Raw genomic sequence first — 19849 nt, forward strand, 5'->3', positions numbered from 1 at the left:
CGCGCCGCATGGCAACATGAACCGCAGACCGACATGAATGCGGGAGGAATTGTCGTGAGCGATCGCAGGAATGGCGTGCCGACCACCGTGACCTCGATACCACTGGTCGACCCGCATGCTCCCAAGCCCGACCCGTCGATCGGCGACCTCGTCAAAGACGCCACCGCGCAGGTGTCCACGCTGGTACGCGCCGAGGTGGAACTCGCCAAGGCCGAGATCACCCGCGACGTCAAGAAGGGCCTCACGGGCAGCGTCTTCTTCATCCTCGCGCTCGTGGTGCTGTTCTACTCCACCTTCTTTTTCTTCTTCTTCGCCGCCGAGCTGCTCGACACCTGGCTGTGGCGATGGGCGGCATTCCTGATCGTGTTCGGGGTGATGGTCCTGGTCACCGCGATCTTCGCGCTCCTCGGCTATCTCAAGGTCCGTCGCATCAGGGGACCGCAGAAGACGATCGAATCGGTCAAGGAACTGCCCGAGGCGCTGACACCGGGCCACGATCGGGCCGGCGCCGTGGCGATCGAGTCGAACGGCGACGGAAAGTCCGGCAAGCCGGCGTCGACCTCTGACCCGTCAGGCTGGTAATGCCACCCGATCCGTCGGTCGTTCGGATCGACGGTCCCTGGAACCATCTCCAGGTGCACGCGAATGGAATTCGTTTCCATGTGGTCGAGGCGCAATCCCGGGACTCATCGTCCATACCGGTCACGGAGCGCCCGCTGGTCATCCTGCTGCATGGGTTCGGATCATTCTGGTGGTCATGGCGTCACCAACTCCGCGGGTTGACGGGTGCGCGGGTGGTGGCCGTCGACCTGCGCGGCTACGGCGGCAGTGACAAACCACCACGCGGTTACGACGGTTGGACGCTGGCCGGCGACACCGCCGGGCTGGTCCGCGCGCTCGGCCACAAGGCCGCGACGCTGGTCGGCCATGCAGACGGCGGCCTGGTCTGCTGGGCGACCGCGGTGCTGCATCCGCGCATGGTCCGGTCGATCGCGGTTGTCAGCTCGCCACATCCGGTCGCACTGCGCGCTTCGGCGCTGACACGACGAGACCAGGGGCGGGCGCTGCTGCCGTGGATGCTGCGCTACCAGATTCCGGCATGGCCCGAGCACTCCTTGACACGCCACAACGGCGAGGAACTCGAGCGGCTGGTCCGCAGCCGCGCAGGCGGGAAATGGCTTGCCTCCGAAGACTTTTCCGAGACGATCTCCTACATGCGGTGTGCGATCCAGATTCCCTCGGCCGCGCATTCGGCGTTGGAATACCAGCGCTGGGCGGTGCGTAGCCAGTTCCGCGGTGAAGGGCGGCGGTTCATGCGCTCGATGCGGCGGCCCATCCATGTGCCGGTGCTGCACCTGCGCGGCGACGCCGACCCGTACGTCCTCGCCGACCCGGTGTATCGAACCCAGCACTACGCACCGCATGGCCGCTACGTATCGATCGCCGGCGCAGGGCATTTCGCACACGAGGAAGCGCCAGAAGCGGTCAACGACCAGCTGTCGCGCTACGTGGCGCAGGTGTACGGCGCCTGACTAGGTGACACAGGATCCCGTGGCGACGCGCTGGGTGTTGTTGATCTTGTCGAACTGGCGCCCGACCTCCTCGGCTGTCAGCACGAAGCCGGTGTCGGCGTCGTCTACTGCCGCACCGAAGACCACACCGAGTACCTTACCGGTGCGGTCGATCATTGGTCCACCTGAATTACCTTGTCGCACACTGCCTCTGACGGTGTACACCTGACGCGTGACGGTGGTGTTGCGGTAGATGTCGGGACCGTTGAGCTCGATGGTCTCGCGGATACGGGCAGGCGTCGCGACGAAGTCGCCACCACCCGGATAACCCATCACAACGGCGTCCGTCCCAGTGGCGGCCTCGCCCTGGGTGAATTCCAGCGGTGTGGCGGTCAGGTCGGGAACGTCGAGGATCGAGATGTCGGCCTGCGGATCGTAGGAGACGACATACGCGTCGTATGTCCGGCCGTCGACCTCGACGGTGGCACTTTCCGCACCGGCGACGACGTGCGCGTTGGACATCACCCGATTCGGCGCCACGACGAATCCGGTGCCCTCGAGCACCTTCTGACATCCGGGCGCGACACCGCGGATCTTGACCACGCTGGGCCGCGTCGCCGTAACGGCGGGGTCGCCCGCAAGCGCGGCGTCAGGAGCGTCGACGGCGACGATCGGGGTGCGCCCGAACGGCTGCAATACGTCGGGTAGGCCGGAGGTGTCCAGCAGCGCCGACAGCCGCGTCGGCACGGACCTCAGCCAGCTCGGCGCAACGTCATCCACTTCCTTGAGCACCACCGATCCGCGTACGGCGGCGGCCAGGTTCGGCTGGTCGGAGGTTTGCAGCGGGTAGGTGAGCATCCACGCGGCGACAAGCACGGCGACGATTTGCAGCGCCACCCCGATGGTGGAGTCCAGCGTCCGCACCCCGGGGTTGCGAATGGCGCCCCGCACGGCCCGGCCGAGCACCACGCCCGCGATCTCACCGACGACCACCAGCGCGAGGATCAGGAAGAGCGTGACGAAGAGCTTGGTGCGCGGACCTTCGAGGTTGGCGACGACGTGCGGGGCCAGCAGGACACCGGCCACCGCGCCGAGCACCACGCCCACGAAGGACAGCAGCGATCCGAGCGCGCCGGAGCGCCATCCCGAGACGGCGGCGATGAACGCCACCGCGAGGACGGCGAGGTCGAGCCATTGCGACGATGTCATGGTTGCGCCTTACCGTAGTCGTCGTCCCATCCGACTTGCGCCATTGCGTCCTCTAGTTCGCGGATGTCGTCGGTGTTCCACGACCGCGCCCAGCCTGCGACGTCGAGCATCGCCGAGACCACCTGCCCGGTGAATCCCCACACCAGCATCTCGTTCAGCAGGAACGCCGGGCCGGCGGTGCGGCGCGTGTTCTCCTTGCGGTAGACCATGATTCGGTTCTCGGGATTGACGAACGCCCGGACCGGGACCCGCGCCACGACCGCCGTTTCGGACTCGTCGATCACCGCCACCGGCCCTGGATCGGGCGAGTAGGCGAGCACCGGCACCACGTGAAAGCCCGACGGCGGGATGAACATCCGCTCGAGGGTGGCCAGCGGCTGCAACCGGGTCTGGTCGATGCCGGTTTCCTCGGTGGCCTCGCGCAGCGCGGTGAACACCGGTCCGGTGTCGCCTGGATCGGCGGCCCCACCCGGGAAGGCGGCTTGTCCGGCGTGGTGACGCAGGGTGGACGCACGCACGGTCACCAGCAGATCGGCGTCGTCGGGAAGGCCACCGGACGGTGAATCGGTCGGGCCGGAGAACAGCACCAGCACCGCGGCGTCACGTCGGGCCCCAGTGACCGCTGCCTTCGTGTTCGCGGCGGTGACCATCGCCAGCACCTCGGGAGGCACCCGCCTGCGGTAGGCGTGCTTGATGTCTTTGGCGTTGTCGACCAGCGGTTTTAGCCACGATGGGGCCGCATCGGGAACGAGTCGGCTCCCTTCGCTGGCCCAACTCACCCCGGCTCTCCTAACTCTGGGTCGATGGCGGCCGCGATCTCGTCGGCGTCGGCGAAGGACCGCGGCAGGATTGCGGCAACGCTACCGTTCGCACGCAGCACAACCGTCGCGGGCATGACGTTCGGAACCTTCAGCGCGGCCGCGATGCGCCTACGCCCGTCCTGCAGCGTCGGCAGGTGTACGCCCAGCTCAGCCAGTCGCAGCAGGGCAGCTGTCTCGTTCTCGTCCTGATGCACCGTCAGCACCGTCACCTCCGAACCGACCCGGCGCTGGTACTCGGCCATTGCGGGCAGTTCCTGGGCGCACGGCGCGCACCAGTAGGCCCACAGGTTGAGCACGACCGTGCGGCCCGCCACCGCCTTCGCGACATCGACGCTGGACCCGTCACCGGCGCATTCCAGGATGATGCCGCGCAACGCCTGCGGACCTTCCCCGACACCCGTCGTCGGACATGGCATCAGGTCGGCGCTGGCGCGGGGTTCGGCCAGCGCCTCCGCGGTGTCGGCGTCGCGCCGGTCGCGGGAGGTGCCCAGACCCGTCGAGCCCGGCTGGGATTCGTCGCCGCCGAGCTGGGTCCACAGCGCGGCACCGAGGGCGACCACCACGGCCATCACGGCCACGGTCCAGCGGGTCGAGGTGGTCATCGGTGCGTCGGGGCGGCGGCTAGAGACCGGCCAGTGCCAGCAGGTGCTCGGTTTCGGGGCCCTTGACCAGAGGCGCGGCGATCAGCGGGTCGGTGGGGCCTGCGCCGAAGGACGGGCAGTCCTTGGCGAGGACACATACGCCGCAGGCGGGCTTGCGGGCGTGGCAGACGCGGCGGCCGTGGAAGATCACGCGGTGGCTCAGGTCGGTCCACTCACTGCGCTCGATGAGCTCACCGACCGCATGCTCGACCTTCACCGGATCCTCTTCCGTGGTCCACCCCCAGCGCCGGACGAGCCTGCCGAAATGGGTGTCGACGGTGATGCCCGGAATGCCGAAGGCGTTTCCGAGGATGACGTTGGCGGTCTTGCGACCGATACCGGGCAGCGTGACGAGCTCTTCGAGAGTCGCGGGCACCTGTCCGTCGAACCGCTCGACGAGTTCTTGGCCCAACCGCATCAACGAGTTGGCTTTGTTGCGGTAGAAGCCGGTGCGCCGGATCAGTTCCTCTAGCTCGGTGCGGTCGGCCTGCGCATAGTCGAGCGCGGTCCGGTACTTCTTGAACAGCGCGGGGGTCGCGAGGTTGACGCCCTTGTCGGTGCTTTGTGCCGACAGAATTGTGGCGACGGCCAACTCGAGCGGATTGGTGAAGTCCAATTCGCAATACACATGTGGAAATGCCTGTGCCAGCTCACGATTCATTCGCCGCGCCCGACGGACGAGACCAAGGCGGGTCTCACCGTCTCTTTTGCGGGCGCGCTTGGGCACAGTCACGGAAACAGCCTACTGATCGGGACCGACAGGCCGTGCCCGAACACTGCGCGGACCGGTGACAATTCGTAATCCCGCTGAGACCTTGGGCGTGTTTACTTCTGCGTTGTGTCTTGGTTGCTCGTGGCCCTAATTCCGGGGCTGCTGATGATGGCAACTTTCGCGCTGGAACGGCTCGAGACGAGCCTGTCCCGCGACACGGTGTCGTCCAGCGACGTGGCAGCGTTTCTCGAACAAGCCGAGGCTGACGACGTCAACACACTTGCGCGAGACGGCATGAGCCGCGCCATCGACCGCCAGCATCGGCGATTGCACGGGGAAGCCTCGAAACAAAATGACCGAATACCGGCCGCGGACGACGGTGGTTTGCCGACGCGGGTGTATGTCCACAGCGGGATGAATCCTGAATTTCAGCGGACTCGGCAACCCAATCGTGTGTAGCGTGGGCTCACGCTGGAGGCGCAATGCCGACAACGTCGGCGGGGCCCACCTCTAGACTGATCTCGCTAACCAATTTGAGGTCGGCTCGCGCATGTCATATCAGCCAACAGCTTAAGAGGGGCAACGTGGACGAGATCCTGGCGAGGGCCGGAATCTTCCAGGGAGTCGAACCCAGCGCCGTTTCAGCGCTGACCAAACAACTGCAGCCCGTCGACTTCCCACGTGGGCACACCGTGTTCGCAGAGGGGGAACCCGGCGACCGGCTGTACATCATCGTTTCCGGCAAGGTGAAGATCGGTCGCCGCTCGCCCGATGGCCGTGAGAATCTGCTCACGATCATGGGCCCGTCGGACATGTTCGGCGAGCTGTCGATCTTCGACCCCGGTCCGCGGACGTCCAGCGCCACGACGATCACCGACGTGCGCGCCGTCTCGATGGACCGCGACGCCCTGCGCGCGTGGATCGCCGACCGCCCGGAGATCGCCGAGCAGCTGTTGCGCGTGCTGGCCCGCCGGCTGCGCCGCACCAATAACAACCTCGCCGACCTGATCTTCACCGACGTGCCCGGCCGCGTGGCCAAGCAGCTGCTGCAGCTGGCCCAGCGCTTCGGCACCCAGGAGGGCGGCGCGCTGCGCGTCACCCACGACCTGACGCAGGAAGAGATCGCTCAGCTCGTCGGCGCATCGCGCGAGACCGTCAACAAAGCGCTCGCCGACTTCGCTCATCGCGGCTGGATTCGTCTGGAAGGTAAGAGCGTTCTGATCTCCGACAGCGAGCGCCTGGCTCGCAGGGCCCGCTAGCTCTGCGATTTCGGTGTAGTCGGTCGCGGTCAGCGCGACCAGCTACACCGAAATCGCCTAGGAACGCAGATAGTCGACCTGGGCTTGGACGCTCCATTCCGCTGCGTCCCACAGTTTTTCGTCGACGTCGGTGTACACATGCTCGACGATCTGTCGCGCGGTGGCGTCGTCGCCGAGCTCGCGAAGCGCCACCCGCACCTGGTCGAGTCGCTCCTCGCGATGCGCCAGGTACGTATCGCTGACCGCTTCCAGGTCGGCGAGCTCAGGGCCGTGGCCCGGCAGGACCGTCCGGTGGCCGATGCCACGCAGCCGCCGAAGCGATTCCAGGTAGTCCCGCAGGCTGCCGTCTTCCTTGTCGATGACGGTCGTGCCGCGGCCCAGCACGGTATCGGCGGTCAGTACCGCGTCGTCGAGCAGAAATGACACTGAATCCGCGGTGTGCCCCGGCGTGGCCACCACCGTGATGCGCAGGCCGGCCGCGTCGATGACCTCACCGTCGGTCAACGGTCCACCGAGGCCCCGCAGGAAGCCGCTGCCGACGGAGCGCACCACTGCGCCGGTACGGTCGACGATCTTGTCGATAGCCCCGGTGTGGTCCTCGTGCTTGTGGCTGATGAGCACCAATGGGATCTTGCCCAGGCCCACGATCAGGTCGATGTGCTCGTCGTCCTCGGGCCCGGGGTCGACGATGACCATCTCGTCGCTGCCCGGCCCCTGCAGCACCCACGTGTTGGTGCCCTCGAGGGTCAACAGGCCGGGGTTGTCGCACAGCAGCACCGACGCGGTTTCCGTCACCGGCCGGAGTTTCTTGTACGCGGGGTGCTCGAGGGTCACGCGCTCACGCGACCTCGAAGATCACTTCGACCTCGACCGGGGCGTCCAGCGGCAGCTCCGAGACGCCGACGGCCGACCGGGCATGTGCCCCGGCGTCGCCGAAAACCTCACCGAACAGCTGCGACGCCCCATTGATGACGGCGGGCTGGCCGTTGAAGCCGGGCGCGGAGGCGACGAAGCCCACCACCTTGACCACGCGGGTCACCGAATCGATGCCGACCAGCGAGTGCACCGCGGCCATCGCATTGAGTGCGCACACCCGCGCCAGCGCCTTGCCGTCCTCCGGTGTGACCTGGGCGCCCACCTTGCCGGCCTGGAGCAGGCTTCCCGCCTCCATGGGCAGCTGACCGGCGGTGTAGACCAGGTTCCCCGTCCGCGCCGCGGGCACATATGCAGCCAGCGGCGGCACCACGTCGGGCAGCGTTATGCCCAGCTCGGCGAGCTTGGCCGACGGGCTCATTTTGGTCGCTTGAGATAGGCGACGTGCTGCTCACCGGTCGGTCCTTGGAGCACCGACACCAGCTCCCAGCCGTCTTCTCCCCACTGATCGAGGATCTGTTTGGTCGCGTGCGTGAGCAGCGGAACGGTGGCGTACTCCCAGCGGGTCGGTTCGCTCATGTTGCTGAGCTTATCGGGCAGCCAAGTGCACTTGGTTAGCATGCACGGGTGGGCACCACCTCTGAAGATCGAAGCGGGGTCGGATGGCCGTCGCGCCTGACCAAGGCGCGGCTGCACTTCGTCACCGGTAAGGGCGGAACCGGTAAGTCGACCGTCGCCGCCGCACTAGCGCTGGCGCTCGCCGCGGGCGGGCGCAAGGTGCTGCTGGTGGAAGTCGAAGGGCGACAAGGCATTGCGCAGCTGTTCGACGTGCCGCCGCTGCCCTACGAGGAGGTCAAGATCGCCACGGCGGACGGTGGCGGCACCGTCAACGCGCTGGCAATCGACACCGAGGCGGCGTTCCTCGAGTACCTCGAGATGTTCTACAACCTGGGCATCGCCGGCCGCGCGATGCGGCGGATCGGGGCGGTCGAGTTCGCCACGACCATCGCACCGGGCCTGCGTGACGTGCTGCTCACCGGCAAGATCCGCGAGATCGTCACCCGTGCCGAGAAGGGAAAACAGCCGGTGTACGACGCCGTCGTCGTCGACTCGCCGCCGACGGGCCGTATCTCCCGCTTCCTCGACGTCACCAAGGCCGTCTCGCAACTGGCCAAGGGCGGCCCCGTGCACTCGCAGGCCGAGAGCGTCGTGAAGGTGCTGCACTCCGACCTCACCGCGATCCATCTCGTGACGCTGCTCGAAGCGTTACCGATACAGGAGACGCTGGAGGCCATCGACGAGCTCAAGGAGTTGGGCCTGCCGATCGGCAGTGTCATCGTCAACCGCAACATCCCCTCCTACCTGTCTCCGGATGACCTGGCCAAGGCCGCCGAGGGTGTGATCGACGCCGACGCCATACGCGCAGGACTCAGCGACGCGGGAATCACGTTGTCCGACAACGACTTCGCGGGACTGTTGACGGAGACCATCCAGCACGCCACCCGGATCCAGGCGCGTGCCGAGAGTGCCGAGCAACTCGACGCGCTCGACGTGGCCCGTCTGGAGTTGCCGCAGATCGCCGATGGCGTAGATCTCGGTAGCCTCTACGAACTCGCCGAAGCGCTCGCTCACCAGGGGGTCAGATGAGTACGACACCGCCCGCACTCGACATGGCCTCGATCCTGGCCGACACGTCCAACCGCGTCGTGGTGTGTTGCGGTGCAGGCGGTGTCGGCAAGACCACCACCGCTGCCGCGATGGCGTTGCGTGCCGCTGAATACGGGCGCACGGTCGTGGTGCTGACCATCGACCCGGCCAAGCGGCTGGCGCAGGCGCTGGGAATCAAGGATCTGGGCAATACGCCGCAGCGGGTGCCGTTGGCCCCCGAGGTGTCGGGAGAGCTTTACGCGATGATGCTCGACATGCGCCGCACGTTCGACGAAATGGTGATCCAGTACTCCGGAAAAGAACGCGCACAAGAGATTCTGGACAACCAGTTTTATCAAACCGTCGCGACGTCGCTGGCGGGCACGCAGGAATACATGGCGATGGAGAAGTTGGGCCAGCTGCTCTCCGAGGACCGCTGGGACCTCGTCGTCGTCGACACTCCCCCATCGCGTAACGCGCTCGACTTCCTTGATGCGCCAAAACGGTTGGGCGGCTTCATGGATAGTCGGCTGTGGAAGCTGCTGCTGGGGCCGGGCCGCGGTATCGGCAAGTTGGTGACGGGCGCGATGGGGCTGGCAATGCGAGCACTCTCGACCGTGCTCGGCTCTCAGATGCTCGGCGATGCAGCGGCTTTCGTTCAGTCGCTGGACGCCACGTTCGGCGGGTTCCGGGAGAAGGCCGACCGCACCTACGAGTTGTTGAAGCGCCGCGGCACCCAGTTCGTCGTGGTCTCCGCCGCCGAACCCGACGCGCTGCGTGAGGCGTCGTTCTTCATCGACCGGCTCTCACAGGAGCACATGCCGCTGTCGGGACTCATCCTCAACCGCACCCACCCGATGTTGTCGTCGTTGCATGCCGACAAGGCCGACGAGGCCGCGGATGCCATCGCAGCCGTCGACCCCGACTCGGTGACCGCGGCGGCCCTGCGGATCCACTCCGACCGTGCGGGACGGTCCAAGCGGGAGATCAGGCTGCTGTCGCGCTTCACGGGCGCCAATCCACATGTGGCGATAGTGGGTGTGCCGTCGTTGCCGTTCGACGTCTCCGACCTGGAGGCGTTGCGGGCGATCGCCGATCAGATCACCGGCGAGACTTCCGCGGCTTAGACAGCGCTGCGGTGCTTGCGCTGGGCAGCGAAGAACTCGGCCCAGGAAACCACCTCGGGGTGCTGCTTGAGCAGGGCACGGCGCTGGCGTTCGGTCATGCCTCCCCACACACCGAACTCCACCCGGTTGTCGAGCGCATCGGCGCCACATTCCAGGATCACCGGGCAATGCCTGCAGATCACGGCTGCTTTACGCTGCGCGGCTCCGCGGACGAAAAGCTCATCGGGGTCGGCCTGACGGCAGCGTGCCTGTGAAACCCAGGCGATGCGTGCCTCAGCCTCGGCGCCTTGGACGACACTGGGGGCAGTAATTGTCATGCTTGTCCTCCGCACTGCGGGCCTCGTACCGGACACCAGCGTTCCCCTTCGTTCCGGCCGCCCCCCGACGACGGCTTACTCTCCTGGTGCAGAGCGCTTTGGTGCGTTCCACGTCACATTGCGACGGTCTAGTGTGACCTGCATCGCACTGTCAGCACAACTTAAGTGGTCAGGACGCTTCTGCGCAATACGTAGAAGGCCACTTTTTTGGGACAACCGTGCAGTCCTTGACGAAAATTGACGCGCGCGCAGGTCGGAGAGCTAACAAAGGGCGGCGTAACCCCGGGGGAATCTGCGAATTTTGCCTGCGGAATCCGCTAGCTACTCTGTACCCATGCCCGAGACCCCACCGTCCCAGCCGCCGACCGCGGTCACGGTGATCAAGCTCGCGTGGTGCTGTGTGTTGGCCAGCGTCGTCCTCGCGGCGCTGATGTTCCCCGTGGTCGGAGGGTTCGGACTGGTCTCGAACCGGGCCTCGGACGTAGTGGCCAACGGTTCGGCGCAACTGGTGGAGGGTGAGGTGCCGCAGGTGTCGACGATGGTCGACGCCAAGGGCAACGTCATCGCATGGCTCTACAGCCAGCGTCGGTTCGAGGTGCAAAGCGACCAGATCGCCAACACCATGAAACTGGCGATCGTGTCCATCGAGGACAAGCGGTTCGCCGAGCACAACGGCGTGGACGTGCAGGGCACGCTCACCGGTCTTTCCGGTTATCTGTCCGGAAACCTCGACACCCGCGGCGGCTCCACGATCGAGCAGCAGTATGTGAAGAACTATCAGTTGTTGGTCATCGCGCAGACCGACGCAGAAAAGCGGGCGGCCATCGAGACCACTCCGGCCCGCAAGCTGCGTGAGATCCGGATGGCCCTGACGCTGGACAAGACCTTCACCAAGCCCGAGATCCTGACCCGCTATCTGAATCTCGTCTCGTTCGGCAACGGCGCGTTCGGCGTGCAGGACGCCGCGCAGACGTACTTCGGCGTCAACGCCTCCGAGCTGAACTGGGAACAGGCCGCACTGCTGGCCGGCATGGTGCAGTCGACCAGCACCCTCAATCCGTACACGAATCCCGAGGGTGCCCTGGCCCGTCGCAACGTGGTGCTGGACACCATGATCGAGAACATCCCCGAGGAAGCCGCGGCGCTGCGGGCGGCGAAGGAGAAGCCGCTGGGCGTCCTGCCGGTGCCCAAGGAGTTGCCGCGCGGGTGTATCGCCGCGGGCGATCGCGCGTTCTTCTGCGATTACGTCCTCGAATATCTCGCGCGCGCGGGCATAAGCAAGGATCAGGTCGCCAGGGGTGGCTACCTGATCAAGACCACCCTCGATCCCGATGTGCAGATCCCGGTGAAGACGGCGATCAACGAGATCGCCAGCCCCGACCTCGACGGTGTCGCCAGCGTCATGAGCGTGATCAAGCCGGGCAAGGAATCCCATCCGGTGCTCGCGATGGCGAGCAACCGCACCTACGGCCTGAACCTCGAGGCCGGGGAGACCATGCAGCCCCAGCCCTTCTCGCTGGTAGGCGACGGCGCAGGGTCGGTCTTCAAGATCTTCACCACCGCCGCCGCGATGGACATGGGTATGGGCATCAACGCTCAGCTCGACGCGCCGGCTCGGTTCCAGGCCAAGGGTTTGGGCAGCGGCGGTGCTCGGGGCTGCCCACCCGCGACGTGGTGTGTGCAGAACGGCGGCAACTACCGCGGCACCATGAGCGTCACCGATGCGCTGGCCACGTCGCCGAACACGGCCTTCGCCAAGCTGATCTCGCAGGTGGGTGTGCAGCGCACCGTCGACATGGCGGTCAAGCTCGGTCTGCGGTCCTACGCGTTGCCCGGTACCGCCCGTGATTACGACCCGGAGAGCAACGAAAGCCTGGCCGACTTCGTCAAACGGCAGAATCTCGGCTCGTTCACGCTGGGCCCCATCGAGGTCAACGCCTTGGAGTTGTCGAACGTCGCGGCCACGCTGGCGTCCGGTGGCATGTGGTGCCCGCCCAATCCGATCGCCGAGGTGATCGACCGCGACGGCAAGCAGGTGTCGGTGACGACCGAGACATGTGAACAGGTCGTCCCCGAGGGCCTGGCCAACACTCTCGCCAATGCGATGAGCAAGGACGACACGGGCGCGGGCACCGCCGCCGGTGCCGCCGGCTCGGTCGGCTGGAATCTTCCGATGTCGGGCAAGACCGGCACGACCGAGGCCAGCCGCTCGGCGGGCTTCCTCGGTTTCACGAACCAGTACGCGGCCGCCAACTACATCTACGACGACTCGCCGGCGCCGGGCGCGTTGTGCTCCTACCCGCTGCGCCAGTGTGGCGGCGACGGCAACCTGTTCGGCGGCAATGAGCCCGCGCGGACGTGGTTCACCGCAATGATGCCGATCGCCAACAACTTCGGTCCCGTCACGCTGCCCCCGACCGACCCCCGCTACGTCGATGGCGCGCCGGGCTCGCGGGTGCCCAGTGTCTCCGGGATGAGCGAGAGCACCGCGCGGCAGCGGCTGCGCGACGCGGGATTCCAGGTCGCCAACGAGTCGACGCCGGTGAACAGCACCGCATCGTACGGAGCTGTGGTGGGTACGTCGCCGGCCGGTCAGACGGTGCCCGGATCGATCATCACGATCCAGATCTCCAACGGCATCCCGCCCGCACCGCCTCCCCCGCCGCCGGGAGCGATACCGGGTCTGCCACCGCCAGTCGGGCAGACGGTGGTCCAAATTCCTGGACTGCCGCCGATCACGGTGCCGGTGCTGGGTCCGCCACCACCGCCGCCACCACCGGGGGCCCCGCCGCCACCACCACCGCCGTGATGGCCTTGTGGTCTGGCCCACGCTGACCGCGGTGAAATCGCAGTGAACGGCGGGCTGGCAGTAAGCTCTGCTGCATGCCCGCGTCTTCGATTTTGAAGAATTCCGCAGTCGCCGCCGCCGGTTCGCTGGCTGCGGGGATCGGCTATGCGTCGCTCATCGAGCGCAATGCATTCGCCGTGCGTGAAGTGACTATGCCGGTGCTCTCTCCCGGATCGTCACCGCTGAAGGTGCTGCACATCAGCGACATCCACATGCGTCCGCAGCAGCGCCGCAAGCAAGACTGGTTGCGGGAGTTGGCGCGGCTAAAGCCGGACCTCGTCGTCAACACCGGCGACAACCTCGCCCACCCGAAGGCCGTGCCCGCCGTCGTGCAGGCACTCGGCGACCTGCTCGCCGTGCCTGGGGTTTTCGTGTTCGGCAGCAACGACTACTTCGGTCCGAAGCCGAAGAACCCGCTGAACTACCTGACCAATCCGACGCGTCGCCTACACGGCGAGCCGCTGCCCTGGCAGGACCTTCGCGCGGCGTTCACCGAGCGCGGCTGGCTGGACATGACGCACACCCGGCGCGAGTTCGAGGTGAGCGGCCTGCTGGTGGCGGCCGCGGGCGTCGACGATCCGCACCTCAAGCGTGACCGCTACGAGACGATCGCCGGACCCGCCAACCCGGCGGTGAACCTGCGGCTGGGCCTGACCCATTCGCCGGAACCGCGGGTGCTCGACCGTTTCGCCGCCGACGGCTATCAGCTGATCATGGCCGGCCACACCCACGGCGGACAGCTGTGCCTACCGTTCTACGGCGCGATCGTCACCAACTGCGATCTCGACAGGTCGCGGGCCAAGGGTGCCTCCCAGTGGGGCGCCCACGCGCAGCTGCACGTGTCCGCGGGCATCGGCACCTCGCCGTATGCGCCGCTGCGGTTCTGCTGCCGTCCCGAGGCCACGCTGCTGACGCTGGTCGCCGCACCGATCGGCGGGTCCTTCACCGGCATCCAAGAGGGCCAGTCCCACCCGAGCGTCTCGGTGCGCTGAGCGCCTTGAGCGCGGCAGCGAGCGCCAGCCGGGGCCGGCCACGCACGTGGGTCGACAACGCGGTTCGGTTGATCGAGGCCGACGCGCGCCGCAGCGCCGACACCCACCTGCTGCGCTATCCGCTGCCGGCCGCGTGGTGCGACACGGTTGATGTCGCGCTCTACCTCAAGGACGAGACCACCCACATCACCGGCAGCCTCAAGCACCGGCTGGCGCGGTCGTTGTTCCTGTATGCGCTGTGCAACGGCTGGATCGACGAGAACACCACCGTCATCGAGGCGTCGTCAGGGTCGACGGCGGTGTCGGAGGCGTATTTCGCGGCGCTGCTGGGTTTGCCGTTCATCGCGGTGATGCCGAGCTCGACGAGCGCCAGCAAGATCGCCTTGATCGAATCACAAGGCGGCCGTTGCCATTTCGTCGCCGAGTCGTCGCAGGTGTATTCCGAGGCCGAGCGGCTGGCCGCGGAGACCGGTGGCCATTATCTCGACCAGTTCACCAACGCCGAACGCGCCACCGACTGGCGCGGCAACAACAACATCGCCGAGTCGATCTTCGATCAGATGCGCGACGAGGCTCACCCTGTGCCCGACTGGATCGTGGTGGGCGCGGGCACCGGCGGCACCAGCGCGACGATCGGCCGGTTCATCCGGTATCGCCGCTACGCGACGCGCTTGTGTGTGGTCGACCCGGAGAACTCGGCGTTCTTCCCCTCCTATGCGCAGGGGCGCGGCGACATCGTGACGGGCATGTCGTCGCGGATCGAGGGCATCGGCCGTCCACGGGTGGAGCCGTCGTTTCTGCCCGACGTGGTGGATCGGATGGTCGTCGTGCCCGATGCGGCGTCGGTCGCTGCCGCGGGGCATGCGAGCGCCGTGTTGGGGCGACGCGTGGGTCCGTCCACCGGCACGAACTTGTGGGGCGCCTTCGGGCTACTCGCGGAAATGGTCGCCAACGGACGCAGCGGGTCAGTGGTGACCCTGCTCGCCGACAGCGGCGACCGCTACGCGGACACCTACTTCTGCGACGAGTGGCTTACCAGCCACGGACTGGACCCCTCGGCGTGGGCCGAGGTCCTGGTCGAATTCGAACGCTCGGGCCGCTGGGCCTGATCCTCGGACCGGCCCATGAGGGGACCGTCAGACGTCAGGAACAGCCACAAGGCGGCCAGGACGAAGAATCCCAGATAGATCGAAGCACCCAGCCCGGTCATTTCTCGCCTCACTTAGTCGTTTTCCACCGTCAGTTTGCATAACGCCACCGACAACCCAAATGCATCCACCGGCGTGTCGTGACGTGCACCTCAATGCGGCCGGGCGCGTTTGGTGTCACACCGTCGGGGTGCGATACGCTGTCGTGGCTTCACTCGGGGTGTGGCGCAGCTTGGTAGCGTGCTTCGTTCGGGACGAAGAGGTCGTGGGTTCAAATCCCGCCACCCCGACTCTGTGATTTCAGGTAGACGCCCTGACTCGGCTCAGCCGGTCGGGGCGTTTCCGTCGCTAGGTGCTTCTGGTCAGGACCAGCGCCGCCTCGTTGTAGGGGAACAGGCGATAGAAAGTGCGGCCCGGCCCGATGACGAGGGGTGCCGCCTCGGCCTTGCTCATCAGCCGCGGTTTTGTCAGCGCAACATCCTCGCCGCGCTTGTGCAGGACGGCCGGTCCACCGGCCAACACGTTTTTCACCCAGTCCGTTTCGGGCCCGTACCCGATGAGGACGACGAACCCGTCCGCGGTCGGAAAAACCAACAGCGGTGTGCGGTACCGCTTACCCGACTTTCGTCCGACGTGCTCGAGCGTGCCTTGACCGGGCAGCCACGGAGTTATCGCGCGAGCGGCGGGATTGGTGACCCGACGATTGAAGTTTGCGACCGCGCGAGGCATCCGCATGAGACCCCCTCACCGGAAAGACTGGCCACAGAACTGGCACCCGACTGTCGGATAGTAGCGCTGTCTTCTCCAGGGGACCAGGCTGCCGAGGTTTGACCGGTGACCAGCCGGGAATCACACCGCTGTGACGTTGCCATCAACTCTGGTCGAACCTGCTCTCCCCCGCGCTGCCGGGCCCGTCTCGGCGGCGATCGTCGACATGCTTGCGCGTCAGCGCCCGGCCCTGCCCGTGCGCCCGCTCGAGGTTCCCGTCTACGAGGCGGATCCGTATGGACTCGACCTGCAACTCGCGCTGTGCGTCTGCTACGAGTTGCACTACCGCGGCTTTCGTTCGGTCAATCCGCGCTGGGAGTGGAACCCCGCTCTGCTCCACTTGCGCGGCCGCCTCGAGGAGGCGTTCCTGGAGGCCGTTCGGCGCGATGTCGGGGACATCACGTCCGACGACACCGTCGAAGCGGAGATGGATGCGATCTCGCACGAACCCGTCGAGGGCCATGGCCCGTCGTATTACCTACGTGACGAGGGCACCTGGGAGCAGATGCAGGAGTACTTCGTGCACCGCTCTATCTATCACCTCAAGGAGGGTGACCCCCACGCGTGGGTGATCCCACGCCTCACCGGCCGCGCGAAAGCGGCTTTCGTCGCAGTCGAATTCGATGAGTACGGCGCTGGCCGCGAAGAGAATGTCCACCAGCATCTGTACGCCGAGTTGATGGACGCCGCCGGCCTCGATGCCACCTACCTCGCCTATCTCAACAATGTGCCCGCCGAGGCGCTGGCATCGATCAACCTGATGTCGCTGTTCGGGCTGCACCGCGAATTGCGCGGCGCAACGGTGGGGCACTTCGCGTCCACCGAGATCACCTCGTCGCCCGGGTCACGGCGGCTGGTCGACGCGCTCCGGCGGATGAACGCACCCCAACCATGCGTGACGTTCTATTCCGAACATGTGGTGGCCGACGCGGTTCACGAGCAAGTGGTGCGAACCGACGTCGTCGGTGGCCTGCTTGCGCGCGAGCCGCATCTGGAGGCTGACGTGGTGTTCGGGATCAGGGCGCGCGACCTTGTCGAAAACCGCCTGGCCGATCACGTGATGGAGTGCTGGAAGTCGGGTCGTTCGTCGCTACGACGTCCGCTGAGCTGACCGCTTGCCGGCTCGCGGACGGCACCGATGGCTGGTGTCGCACATCGGATAGTCTTTGCTGCGACGGCATGTGCAGATCGCGACCATGAAGCGATCGGACTCCACGACGCTGCCGTCGGGCAGCTCGATTCGCACCGGTCCCTCGACCATCACCGGGCCGGAGGGAACGACGCGCACCGTGCGGCTGTCGGTCACGGCTTCTCGGCCCTGATCACGACGAGTTCTTCCTCGCGTCGGCCCGGTTCGAGCCTGCCGGTGTCCTCCAGCCACGCGGCACGCGACGTCAGCACGGGTCCGAACGGAATCCACTGATAGGCAACGACTTCCGCGTCAAGTCCGGCCGCCGCCAGCGCCGCCAGCGTCTGACGCGGGACCGCGAACTCGGACTGCACCAGGAGGAAAGTGCCGCCCGGGGCGAGCAGATCCGGCACCGCTTCACACAGCGGATCCAGGACGAGGCGCCCGTCGGGGCCGGCATCCCACGCGCGCGCCGGGCCGGTATCCGGCGCTATCGGCGCGTACTCGACGTCGGGATCATGTGGCACATACGGCGGATTACAGACCACCACGTCGAACGGGCCGAACTCCGCGGCGCGCGCCCACGATCCCAGATGGACATCGACATCAACGCCCGCGCTCAACACATTGCCCCGCGCATACCGAACGGCACGCGAGCACACATCGAACGCCATGACCTGCGACGCCCCCTGCTCGGCTGCGGCAATCCCCACCACGCCGCTGCCGGTGCACAGGTCGGCTACCCGGCGACCCTGCGCGACGTCGGACTTCTCCATCACGTCGATGAGAAATTGCGAGTCTTCCTGCGGGGCGTAGACGCCCGCCGGCGCGAATAGAGTGTCCGGCGAGTCAAAGTAAGCGGTTGTCACGCAAGGGCCTTTCGAACAGTTTTCGCTGCGGCCGTCGCAGCAGTGCGCTGGATTAATGCCCGGTATCCGGGCTGTTAAACCGGGTCGCCCGGTTTTGCGGTCCGGCAGTACGGGCACCCCTCAAGCGTGCAAATCTCCGATCTCGCCTCGTTGCCCATCAAGTTCGGTGCGGCCGCTCGCGGCCGCCGCCTGTTCCATCCCGTCGGTGTGCTCGCGGAAGGCATGTTGGAGCGGACGGCACCCGGCAGTGAGGGACTACCCATGCGGTCCTGCGACGTCATCGGTCGCGTATCCAAGGGTGTCGGACTGCCAGGAGCGGCACCGGATATCGCGGGGTTGGCGTTCCGGATTCCGCCGCCGCAGGATCTGCGTTCCTGCGGTCCCTGGGATGTGCTACTGGCATCGACCGCGGCCGGCAGCCGTTTGGGTCTGGCGCCGGTCACCTCATGGTCCGGTGCCACCTTCTCCAGCCTGATGCCGTTGCGCTACCGCGACCGCGTGTGGTGGTTACGGGCACGGCTGGCCACCGAGCTCAGCGACCGAGGTCTTGCCCTCGACACGATCGAGTCCCAGATCACTTCGGGCGGCGTCGAGTTCGACATCGAACAGGCTCCGACAAAGGGTGAATTCAGCCCGTTGGCCCGGCTCACCCTGCGCAACGTCGACCCGAGTTGTGACGACATCGCCTTCGATCCCGCGTTGCACAGCGACTGCGACGTCGAACTGCTGCCCCGCTGGTTGACCAGATTCCGGCGCGCAGCCTATCGCCGCAGCCGCCAGGGACGTGACCCGCAGTAGCTGTCAGGCGGTGGGCTCACCACGCGTATCGGCGACATCGGGCGCTTCCTCCCGGGTGGCCATCCCTCCTTCGCCACCCTCGTCGGTCGGCCCCGGGCGTCCGCCCTTCTTCTCCGACTCGTCGACCGTGTGGTCCTCGTAAATTCCCTTGCCCTTGGGCATATTTGCCTTTCAGTCCGATGCGCTTCTGAGTTTTTCCAGCAGAGATCCTGCCGCTTCCTTGAGGAACAGATCCTGGCCCTCATCACCGATTTGCACGAGGGCGACATCGGTGAAACCCGCCTCCCAGTACTCGCTCACCGCATCGACGATCGCGTCGAGATCCGGCCCGCACGGGATGGATTCGGCGACGTCCTCCGGCCGCACGTACTGGGTGGCGCCGTCGAAACCGGCCGTGGTCGGCAGGTCGGCGTTGACCGCCCAACCGCCCCCAAACCAGCGGAATTGGTCGTGCGCTCGGCGAATTGCCTTGTCGCGGTCGGGATCCCAGCAGATCGGAATCTGTCCGATGACCCGCACGTCTCCGGGCAGCCCGGTGGCGCGCCTGGCGTCATGCCAAGCGTCCACGAAATCCTTGTTCGGTTCGACAGCGATCAGATGGTCGGACAGCGGCGCGAAGGTTTCCACCGACCGTTCACCGGACACCGCAGTCGCGATGGCGACCGGTGTCTCTGGAAGGTCCCAGAGTCGCGCGGAATCCACCTCGAAATGCTCGCCTTTCCAATCGACGAGCTCGCCGGTGAACAACTCGCGGATGATTTGAATCGCCTCGCGCAGCATCTCCTGGCGTCGGGTCACGGTCGGCCAACGCTTGCCGACGACGTGCTCGTTGAGGTTCTCGCCGCTGCCCAGCCCGAGGGTGAACCGGCCGTCGGCGAGGATCTGCAACGTGGCGGCTTTTTGTGCGACGACCGCGGGGTGGTAGCGCATCGTTGGGCACGTGACGTAGGTGAACAACTCGACCTGGTCGGTGACATGCGCGACGGCGCCCAGCACCGACCACGCATAGGGCGCGTGCCCCTGTGATGAGAGCCACGGAAAATAGTGGTCCGAGGAGACCTCGAAGTCGAACCCGACCCGTTCTGCCGAAACGGCATAACGGACAAGATCTTTAGGTCCGCTCTGTTCGGTCATGAGGGTGTAGCCGAAACGCGTCATGGCCTTCGGGTACCCCCGCGAA

At 66.4% G+C, this 19849-nt stretch carries 24 protein-coding genes and 1 tRNA gene; 12 read left to right on the plus strand and 13 right to left on the minus strand.

What is annotated here, in order from left to right; translation table 11 throughout:
• Positions 1–54: 54 nt before the first annotated feature.
• Positions 55–582 carry a phage holin family protein gene (locus G6N36_RS19180; protein WP_163688483.1) on the plus strand — a complete coding sequence of 176 codons (528 nt, stop codon included), beginning with the start codon at positions 55–57 and terminating at the stop codon, positions 580–582.
• Positions 582–1532 (plus strand): alpha/beta fold hydrolase, encoded by a 951-nt coding sequence (locus G6N36_RS19185; protein WP_163688484.1) that lies wholly within the window; start codon positions 582–584, stop codon positions 1530–1532. The genes G6N36_RS19180 and G6N36_RS19185 overlap by 1 nt, the downstream gene beginning before the upstream one ends.
• On the opposite strand, the gene marP is transcribed toward G6N36_RS19185, so the two are convergent.
• The 4 genes from marP to nth are packed head-to-tail and all read right to left on the minus strand — an operon-like array spanning position 1533 to position 4915.
• On the minus strand, positions 1533–2720 hold the full coding sequence (marP, locus tag G6N36_RS19190; RefSeq protein WP_163688485.1) for an acid resistance serine protease MarP: 1188 nt from the start codon (positions 2718–2720) through the stop codon (positions 1533–1535).
• On the minus strand, positions 2717–3499 hold the full coding sequence (locus G6N36_RS19195; protein ID WP_163688486.1) for an NUDIX hydrolase: 783 nt from the start codon (positions 3497–3499) through the stop codon (positions 2717–2719). The genes marP and G6N36_RS19195 overlap by 4 nt, the downstream gene beginning before the upstream one ends.
• Positions 3496–4143 (minus strand): TlpA disulfide reductase family protein, encoded by a 648-nt coding sequence (locus tag G6N36_RS19200; RefSeq protein WP_163688487.1) that lies wholly within the window; start codon positions 4141–4143, stop codon positions 3496–3498. The genes G6N36_RS19195 and G6N36_RS19200 overlap by 4 nt, the downstream gene beginning before the upstream one ends.
• Before the next feature lie 19 nt (positions 4144–4162).
• On the minus strand, positions 4163–4915 hold the full coding sequence (gene nth / locus G6N36_RS19205) for an endonuclease III (protein ID WP_083126262.1): 753 nt from the start codon (positions 4913–4915) through the stop codon (positions 4163–4165).
• A gap of 144 nt (positions 4916–5059) precedes the next feature.
• Between nth and G6N36_RS19210 the strand changes: the two genes are divergently transcribed.
• Together G6N36_RS19210 and crp are read left to right on the plus strand one after the other, a co-directional pair.
• The gene (locus G6N36_RS19210; protein WP_235690310.1) at positions 5060–5353 is read left to right on the plus strand and encodes a hypothetical protein; all 294 of its coding nucleotides are present in this window, start codon (positions 5060–5062) and stop codon (positions 5351–5353) included.
• Positions 5354–5478: 125 nt separating this feature from the next.
• Positions 5479–6153: a cAMP-activated global transcriptional regulator CRP gene (crp, locus tag G6N36_RS19215; RefSeq protein ID WP_014210546.1), complete on the plus strand. Its 675-nt coding sequence runs from the start codon at positions 5479–5481 to the stop codon at positions 6151–6153.
• Positions 6154–6210: 57 nt separating this feature from the next.
• Here the strand turns inward: crp and G6N36_RS19220 are convergent, their stop codons facing one another.
• The 3 genes from G6N36_RS19220 to G6N36_RS19230 are packed head-to-tail and all read right to left on the minus strand — an operon-like array spanning position 6211 to position 7605.
• Positions 6211–6987: an MBL fold metallo-hydrolase gene (locus G6N36_RS19220; RefSeq protein ID WP_163688489.1), complete on the minus strand. Its 777-nt coding sequence runs from the start codon at positions 6985–6987 to the stop codon at positions 6211–6213.
• Positions 6988–6991: 4 nt separating this feature from the next.
• Complete coding sequence (locus tag G6N36_RS19225) at positions 6992–7447, minus strand: RidA family protein (RefSeq protein ID WP_163688490.1); 456 nt, start codon at positions 7445–7447, stop codon at positions 6992–6994.
• Complete coding sequence (locus G6N36_RS19230; protein WP_006243873.1) at positions 7444–7605, minus strand: Sp36 family protein; 162 nt, start codon at positions 7603–7605, stop codon at positions 7444–7446. Before G6N36_RS19230 ends, G6N36_RS19225 begins: the two co-directional genes overlap by 4 nt.
• A 48-nt stretch (positions 7606–7653) precedes the next feature.
• On the opposite strand from G6N36_RS19230, the gene G6N36_RS19235 reads away from it, so the two are divergent.
• Together G6N36_RS19235 and G6N36_RS19240 are read left to right on the plus strand one after the other, a co-directional pair.
• Complete coding sequence (locus G6N36_RS19235) at positions 7654–8673, plus strand: ATPase BagA (RefSeq protein WP_163688491.1); 1020 nt, start codon at positions 7654–7656, stop codon at positions 8671–8673.
• A complete protein-coding gene (locus G6N36_RS19240; protein WP_163688492.1) occupies positions 8670–9800 on the plus strand; it encodes an ArsA family ATPase in 1131 nt (376 codons plus the stop codon). The genes G6N36_RS19235 and G6N36_RS19240 overlap by 4 nt, the downstream gene beginning before the upstream one ends.
• On the opposite strand, the gene G6N36_RS19245 is transcribed toward G6N36_RS19240, so the two are convergent.
• Positions 9797–10153 (minus strand): WhiB family transcriptional regulator, encoded by a 357-nt coding sequence (locus G6N36_RS19245; RefSeq protein WP_163688493.1) that lies wholly within the window; start codon positions 10151–10153, stop codon positions 9797–9799. The genes G6N36_RS19240 and G6N36_RS19245 overlap by 4 nt on opposite strands.
• A 298-nt stretch (positions 10154–10451) precedes the next feature.
• Between G6N36_RS19245 and ponA2 the strand changes: the two genes are divergently transcribed.
• The 4 genes from ponA2 to G6N36_RS19270 all read left to right on the plus strand — a co-directional run bounded on the left by ponA2 (position 10452) and on the right by G6N36_RS19270 (position 15395).
• Positions 10452–12926: a transglycosylase/D,D-transpeptidase PonA2 gene (gene ponA2, locus G6N36_RS19250; protein ID WP_163688494.1), complete on the plus strand. Its 2475-nt coding sequence runs from the start codon at positions 10452–10454 to the stop codon at positions 12924–12926.
• A 74-nt stretch (positions 12927–13000) separates the two neighbouring features.
• The gene (locus tag G6N36_RS19255) at positions 13001–13957 is read left to right on the plus strand and encodes a metallophosphoesterase (protein ID WP_163688495.1); all 957 of its coding nucleotides are present in this window, start codon (positions 13001–13003) and stop codon (positions 13955–13957) included.
• A gap of 5 nt (positions 13958–13962) precedes the next feature.
• The gene (cds1, locus tag G6N36_RS19260; RefSeq protein ID WP_163688496.1) at positions 13963–15066 is read left to right on the plus strand and encodes an L-cysteine desulfhydrase Cds1; all 1104 of its coding nucleotides are present in this window, start codon (positions 13963–13965) and stop codon (positions 15064–15066) included.
• 255 nt (positions 15067–15321) lie between these two features.
• Positions 15322–15395, plus strand: a tRNA-Pro gene (locus G6N36_RS19270).
• Between the two features lie 58 nt (positions 15396–15453).
• Here the strand turns inward: G6N36_RS19270 and G6N36_RS19275 are convergent.
• Positions 15454–15840 (minus strand): nitroreductase family deazaflavin-dependent oxidoreductase, encoded by a 387-nt coding sequence (locus G6N36_RS19275; protein ID WP_163688498.1) that lies wholly within the window; start codon positions 15838–15840, stop codon positions 15454–15456.
• Between the two features lie 124 nt (positions 15841–15964).
• Here G6N36_RS19275 and G6N36_RS19280 point away from each other — a divergent pair, with 124 nt between their 5' ends.
• Complete coding sequence (locus G6N36_RS19280; protein ID WP_179964817.1) at positions 15965–16984, plus strand: iron-containing redox enzyme family protein; 1020 nt, start codon at positions 15965–15967, stop codon at positions 16982–16984.
• On the opposite strand, the gene G6N36_RS19285 is transcribed toward G6N36_RS19280, so the two are convergent.
• Together G6N36_RS19285 and G6N36_RS19290 are read right to left on the minus strand one after the other, a co-directional pair.
• Complete coding sequence (locus G6N36_RS19285; RefSeq protein ID WP_179964818.1) at positions 16964–17179, minus strand: CDGSH iron-sulfur domain-containing protein; 216 nt, start codon at positions 17177–17179, stop codon at positions 16964–16966. The two genes, G6N36_RS19280 and G6N36_RS19285, sit on opposite strands and share 21 nt — an antisense overlap.
• Positions 17176–17871 carry a HemK2/MTQ2 family protein methyltransferase gene (locus tag G6N36_RS19290; RefSeq protein WP_163688499.1) on the minus strand — a complete coding sequence of 232 codons (696 nt, stop codon included), beginning with the start codon at positions 17869–17871 and terminating at the stop codon, positions 17176–17178. The genes G6N36_RS19285 and G6N36_RS19290 overlap by 4 nt, the downstream gene beginning before the upstream one ends.
• Before the next feature lie 126 nt (positions 17872–17997).
• Here G6N36_RS19290 and G6N36_RS19295 point away from each other — a divergent pair, with 126 nt between their 5' ends.
• Positions 17998–18669, plus strand: coding sequence for a phosphodiesterase (locus G6N36_RS19295; RefSeq protein WP_163688500.1), 672 nt, complete (start codon positions 17998–18000; stop codon positions 18667–18669).
• Positions 18670–18672: 3 nt separating this feature from the next.
• Here the strand turns inward: G6N36_RS19295 and G6N36_RS29430 are convergent, their stop codons facing one another.
• Both G6N36_RS29430 and G6N36_RS19300 read right to left on the minus strand, forming a co-directional pair.
• Positions 18673–18831 carry a hypothetical protein gene (locus G6N36_RS29430; RefSeq protein ID WP_170311130.1) on the minus strand — a complete coding sequence of 53 codons (159 nt, stop codon included), beginning with the start codon at positions 18829–18831 and terminating at the stop codon, positions 18673–18675.
• Positions 18832–18840: 9 nt separating this feature from the next.
• On the minus strand, positions 18841–19827 hold the full coding sequence (locus tag G6N36_RS19300; RefSeq protein WP_163688501.1) for an LLM class F420-dependent oxidoreductase: 987 nt from the start codon (positions 19825–19827) through the stop codon (positions 18841–18843).
• Positions 19828–19849 lie beyond the last annotated feature (22 nt).

Source organism: Mycolicibacterium gadium (assembly GCF_010728925.1).
Lineage (GTDB): Bacteria > Actinomycetota > Actinomycetes > Mycobacteriales > Mycobacteriaceae > Mycobacterium > Mycobacterium gadium.

Coding starts and splice junctions, on each gene's coding strand:
- G6N36_RS19185 (WP_163688484.1), top strand. CDS start 582: ATGCCACCCGATCCGTCGGTCGTTCGGATCGACGGTCCCTGGAACCAT.
- marP (WP_163688485.1), bottom strand. CDS start 2,720: ATGACATCGTCGCAATGGCTCGACCTCGCCGTCCTCGCGGTGGCGTTC.
- G6N36_RS19200 (WP_163688487.1), bottom strand. CDS start 4,143: ATGACCACCTCGACCCGCTGGACCGTGGCCGTGATGGCCGTGGTGGTC.
- G6N36_RS19210 (WP_235690310.1), top strand. CDS start 5,060: ATGATGGCAACTTTCGCGCTGGAACGGCTCGAGACGAGCCTGTCCCGC.
- G6N36_RS19225 (WP_163688490.1), bottom strand. CDS start 7,447: ATGAGCCCGTCGGCCAAGCTCGCCGAGCTGGGCATAACGCTGCCCGAC.
- G6N36_RS19230 (WP_006243873.1), bottom strand. CDS start 7,605: ATGAGCGAACCGACCCGCTGGGAGTACGCCACCGTTCCGCTGCTCACG.
- G6N36_RS19240 (WP_163688492.1), top strand. CDS start 8,670: ATGAGTACGACACCGCCCGCACTCGACATGGCCTCGATCCTGGCCGAC.
- ponA2 (WP_163688494.1), top strand. CDS start 10,452: ATGCCCGAGACCCCACCGTCCCAGCCGCCGACCGCGGTCACGGTGATC.
- G6N36_RS19255 (WP_163688495.1), top strand. CDS start 13,001: ATGCCCGCGTCTTCGATTTTGAAGAATTCCGCAGTCGCCGCCGCCGGT.
- G6N36_RS19275 (WP_163688498.1), bottom strand. CDS start 15,840: ATGCGGATGCCTCGCGCGGTCGCAAACTTCAATCGTCGGGTCACCAAT.
- G6N36_RS29430 (WP_170311130.1), bottom strand. CDS start 18,831: ATGCCCAAGGGCAAGGGAATTTACGAGGACCACACGGTCGACGAGTCG.
- G6N36_RS19300 (WP_163688501.1), bottom strand. CDS start 19,827: ATGACGCGTTTCGGCTACACCCTCATGACCGAACAGAGCGGACCTAAA.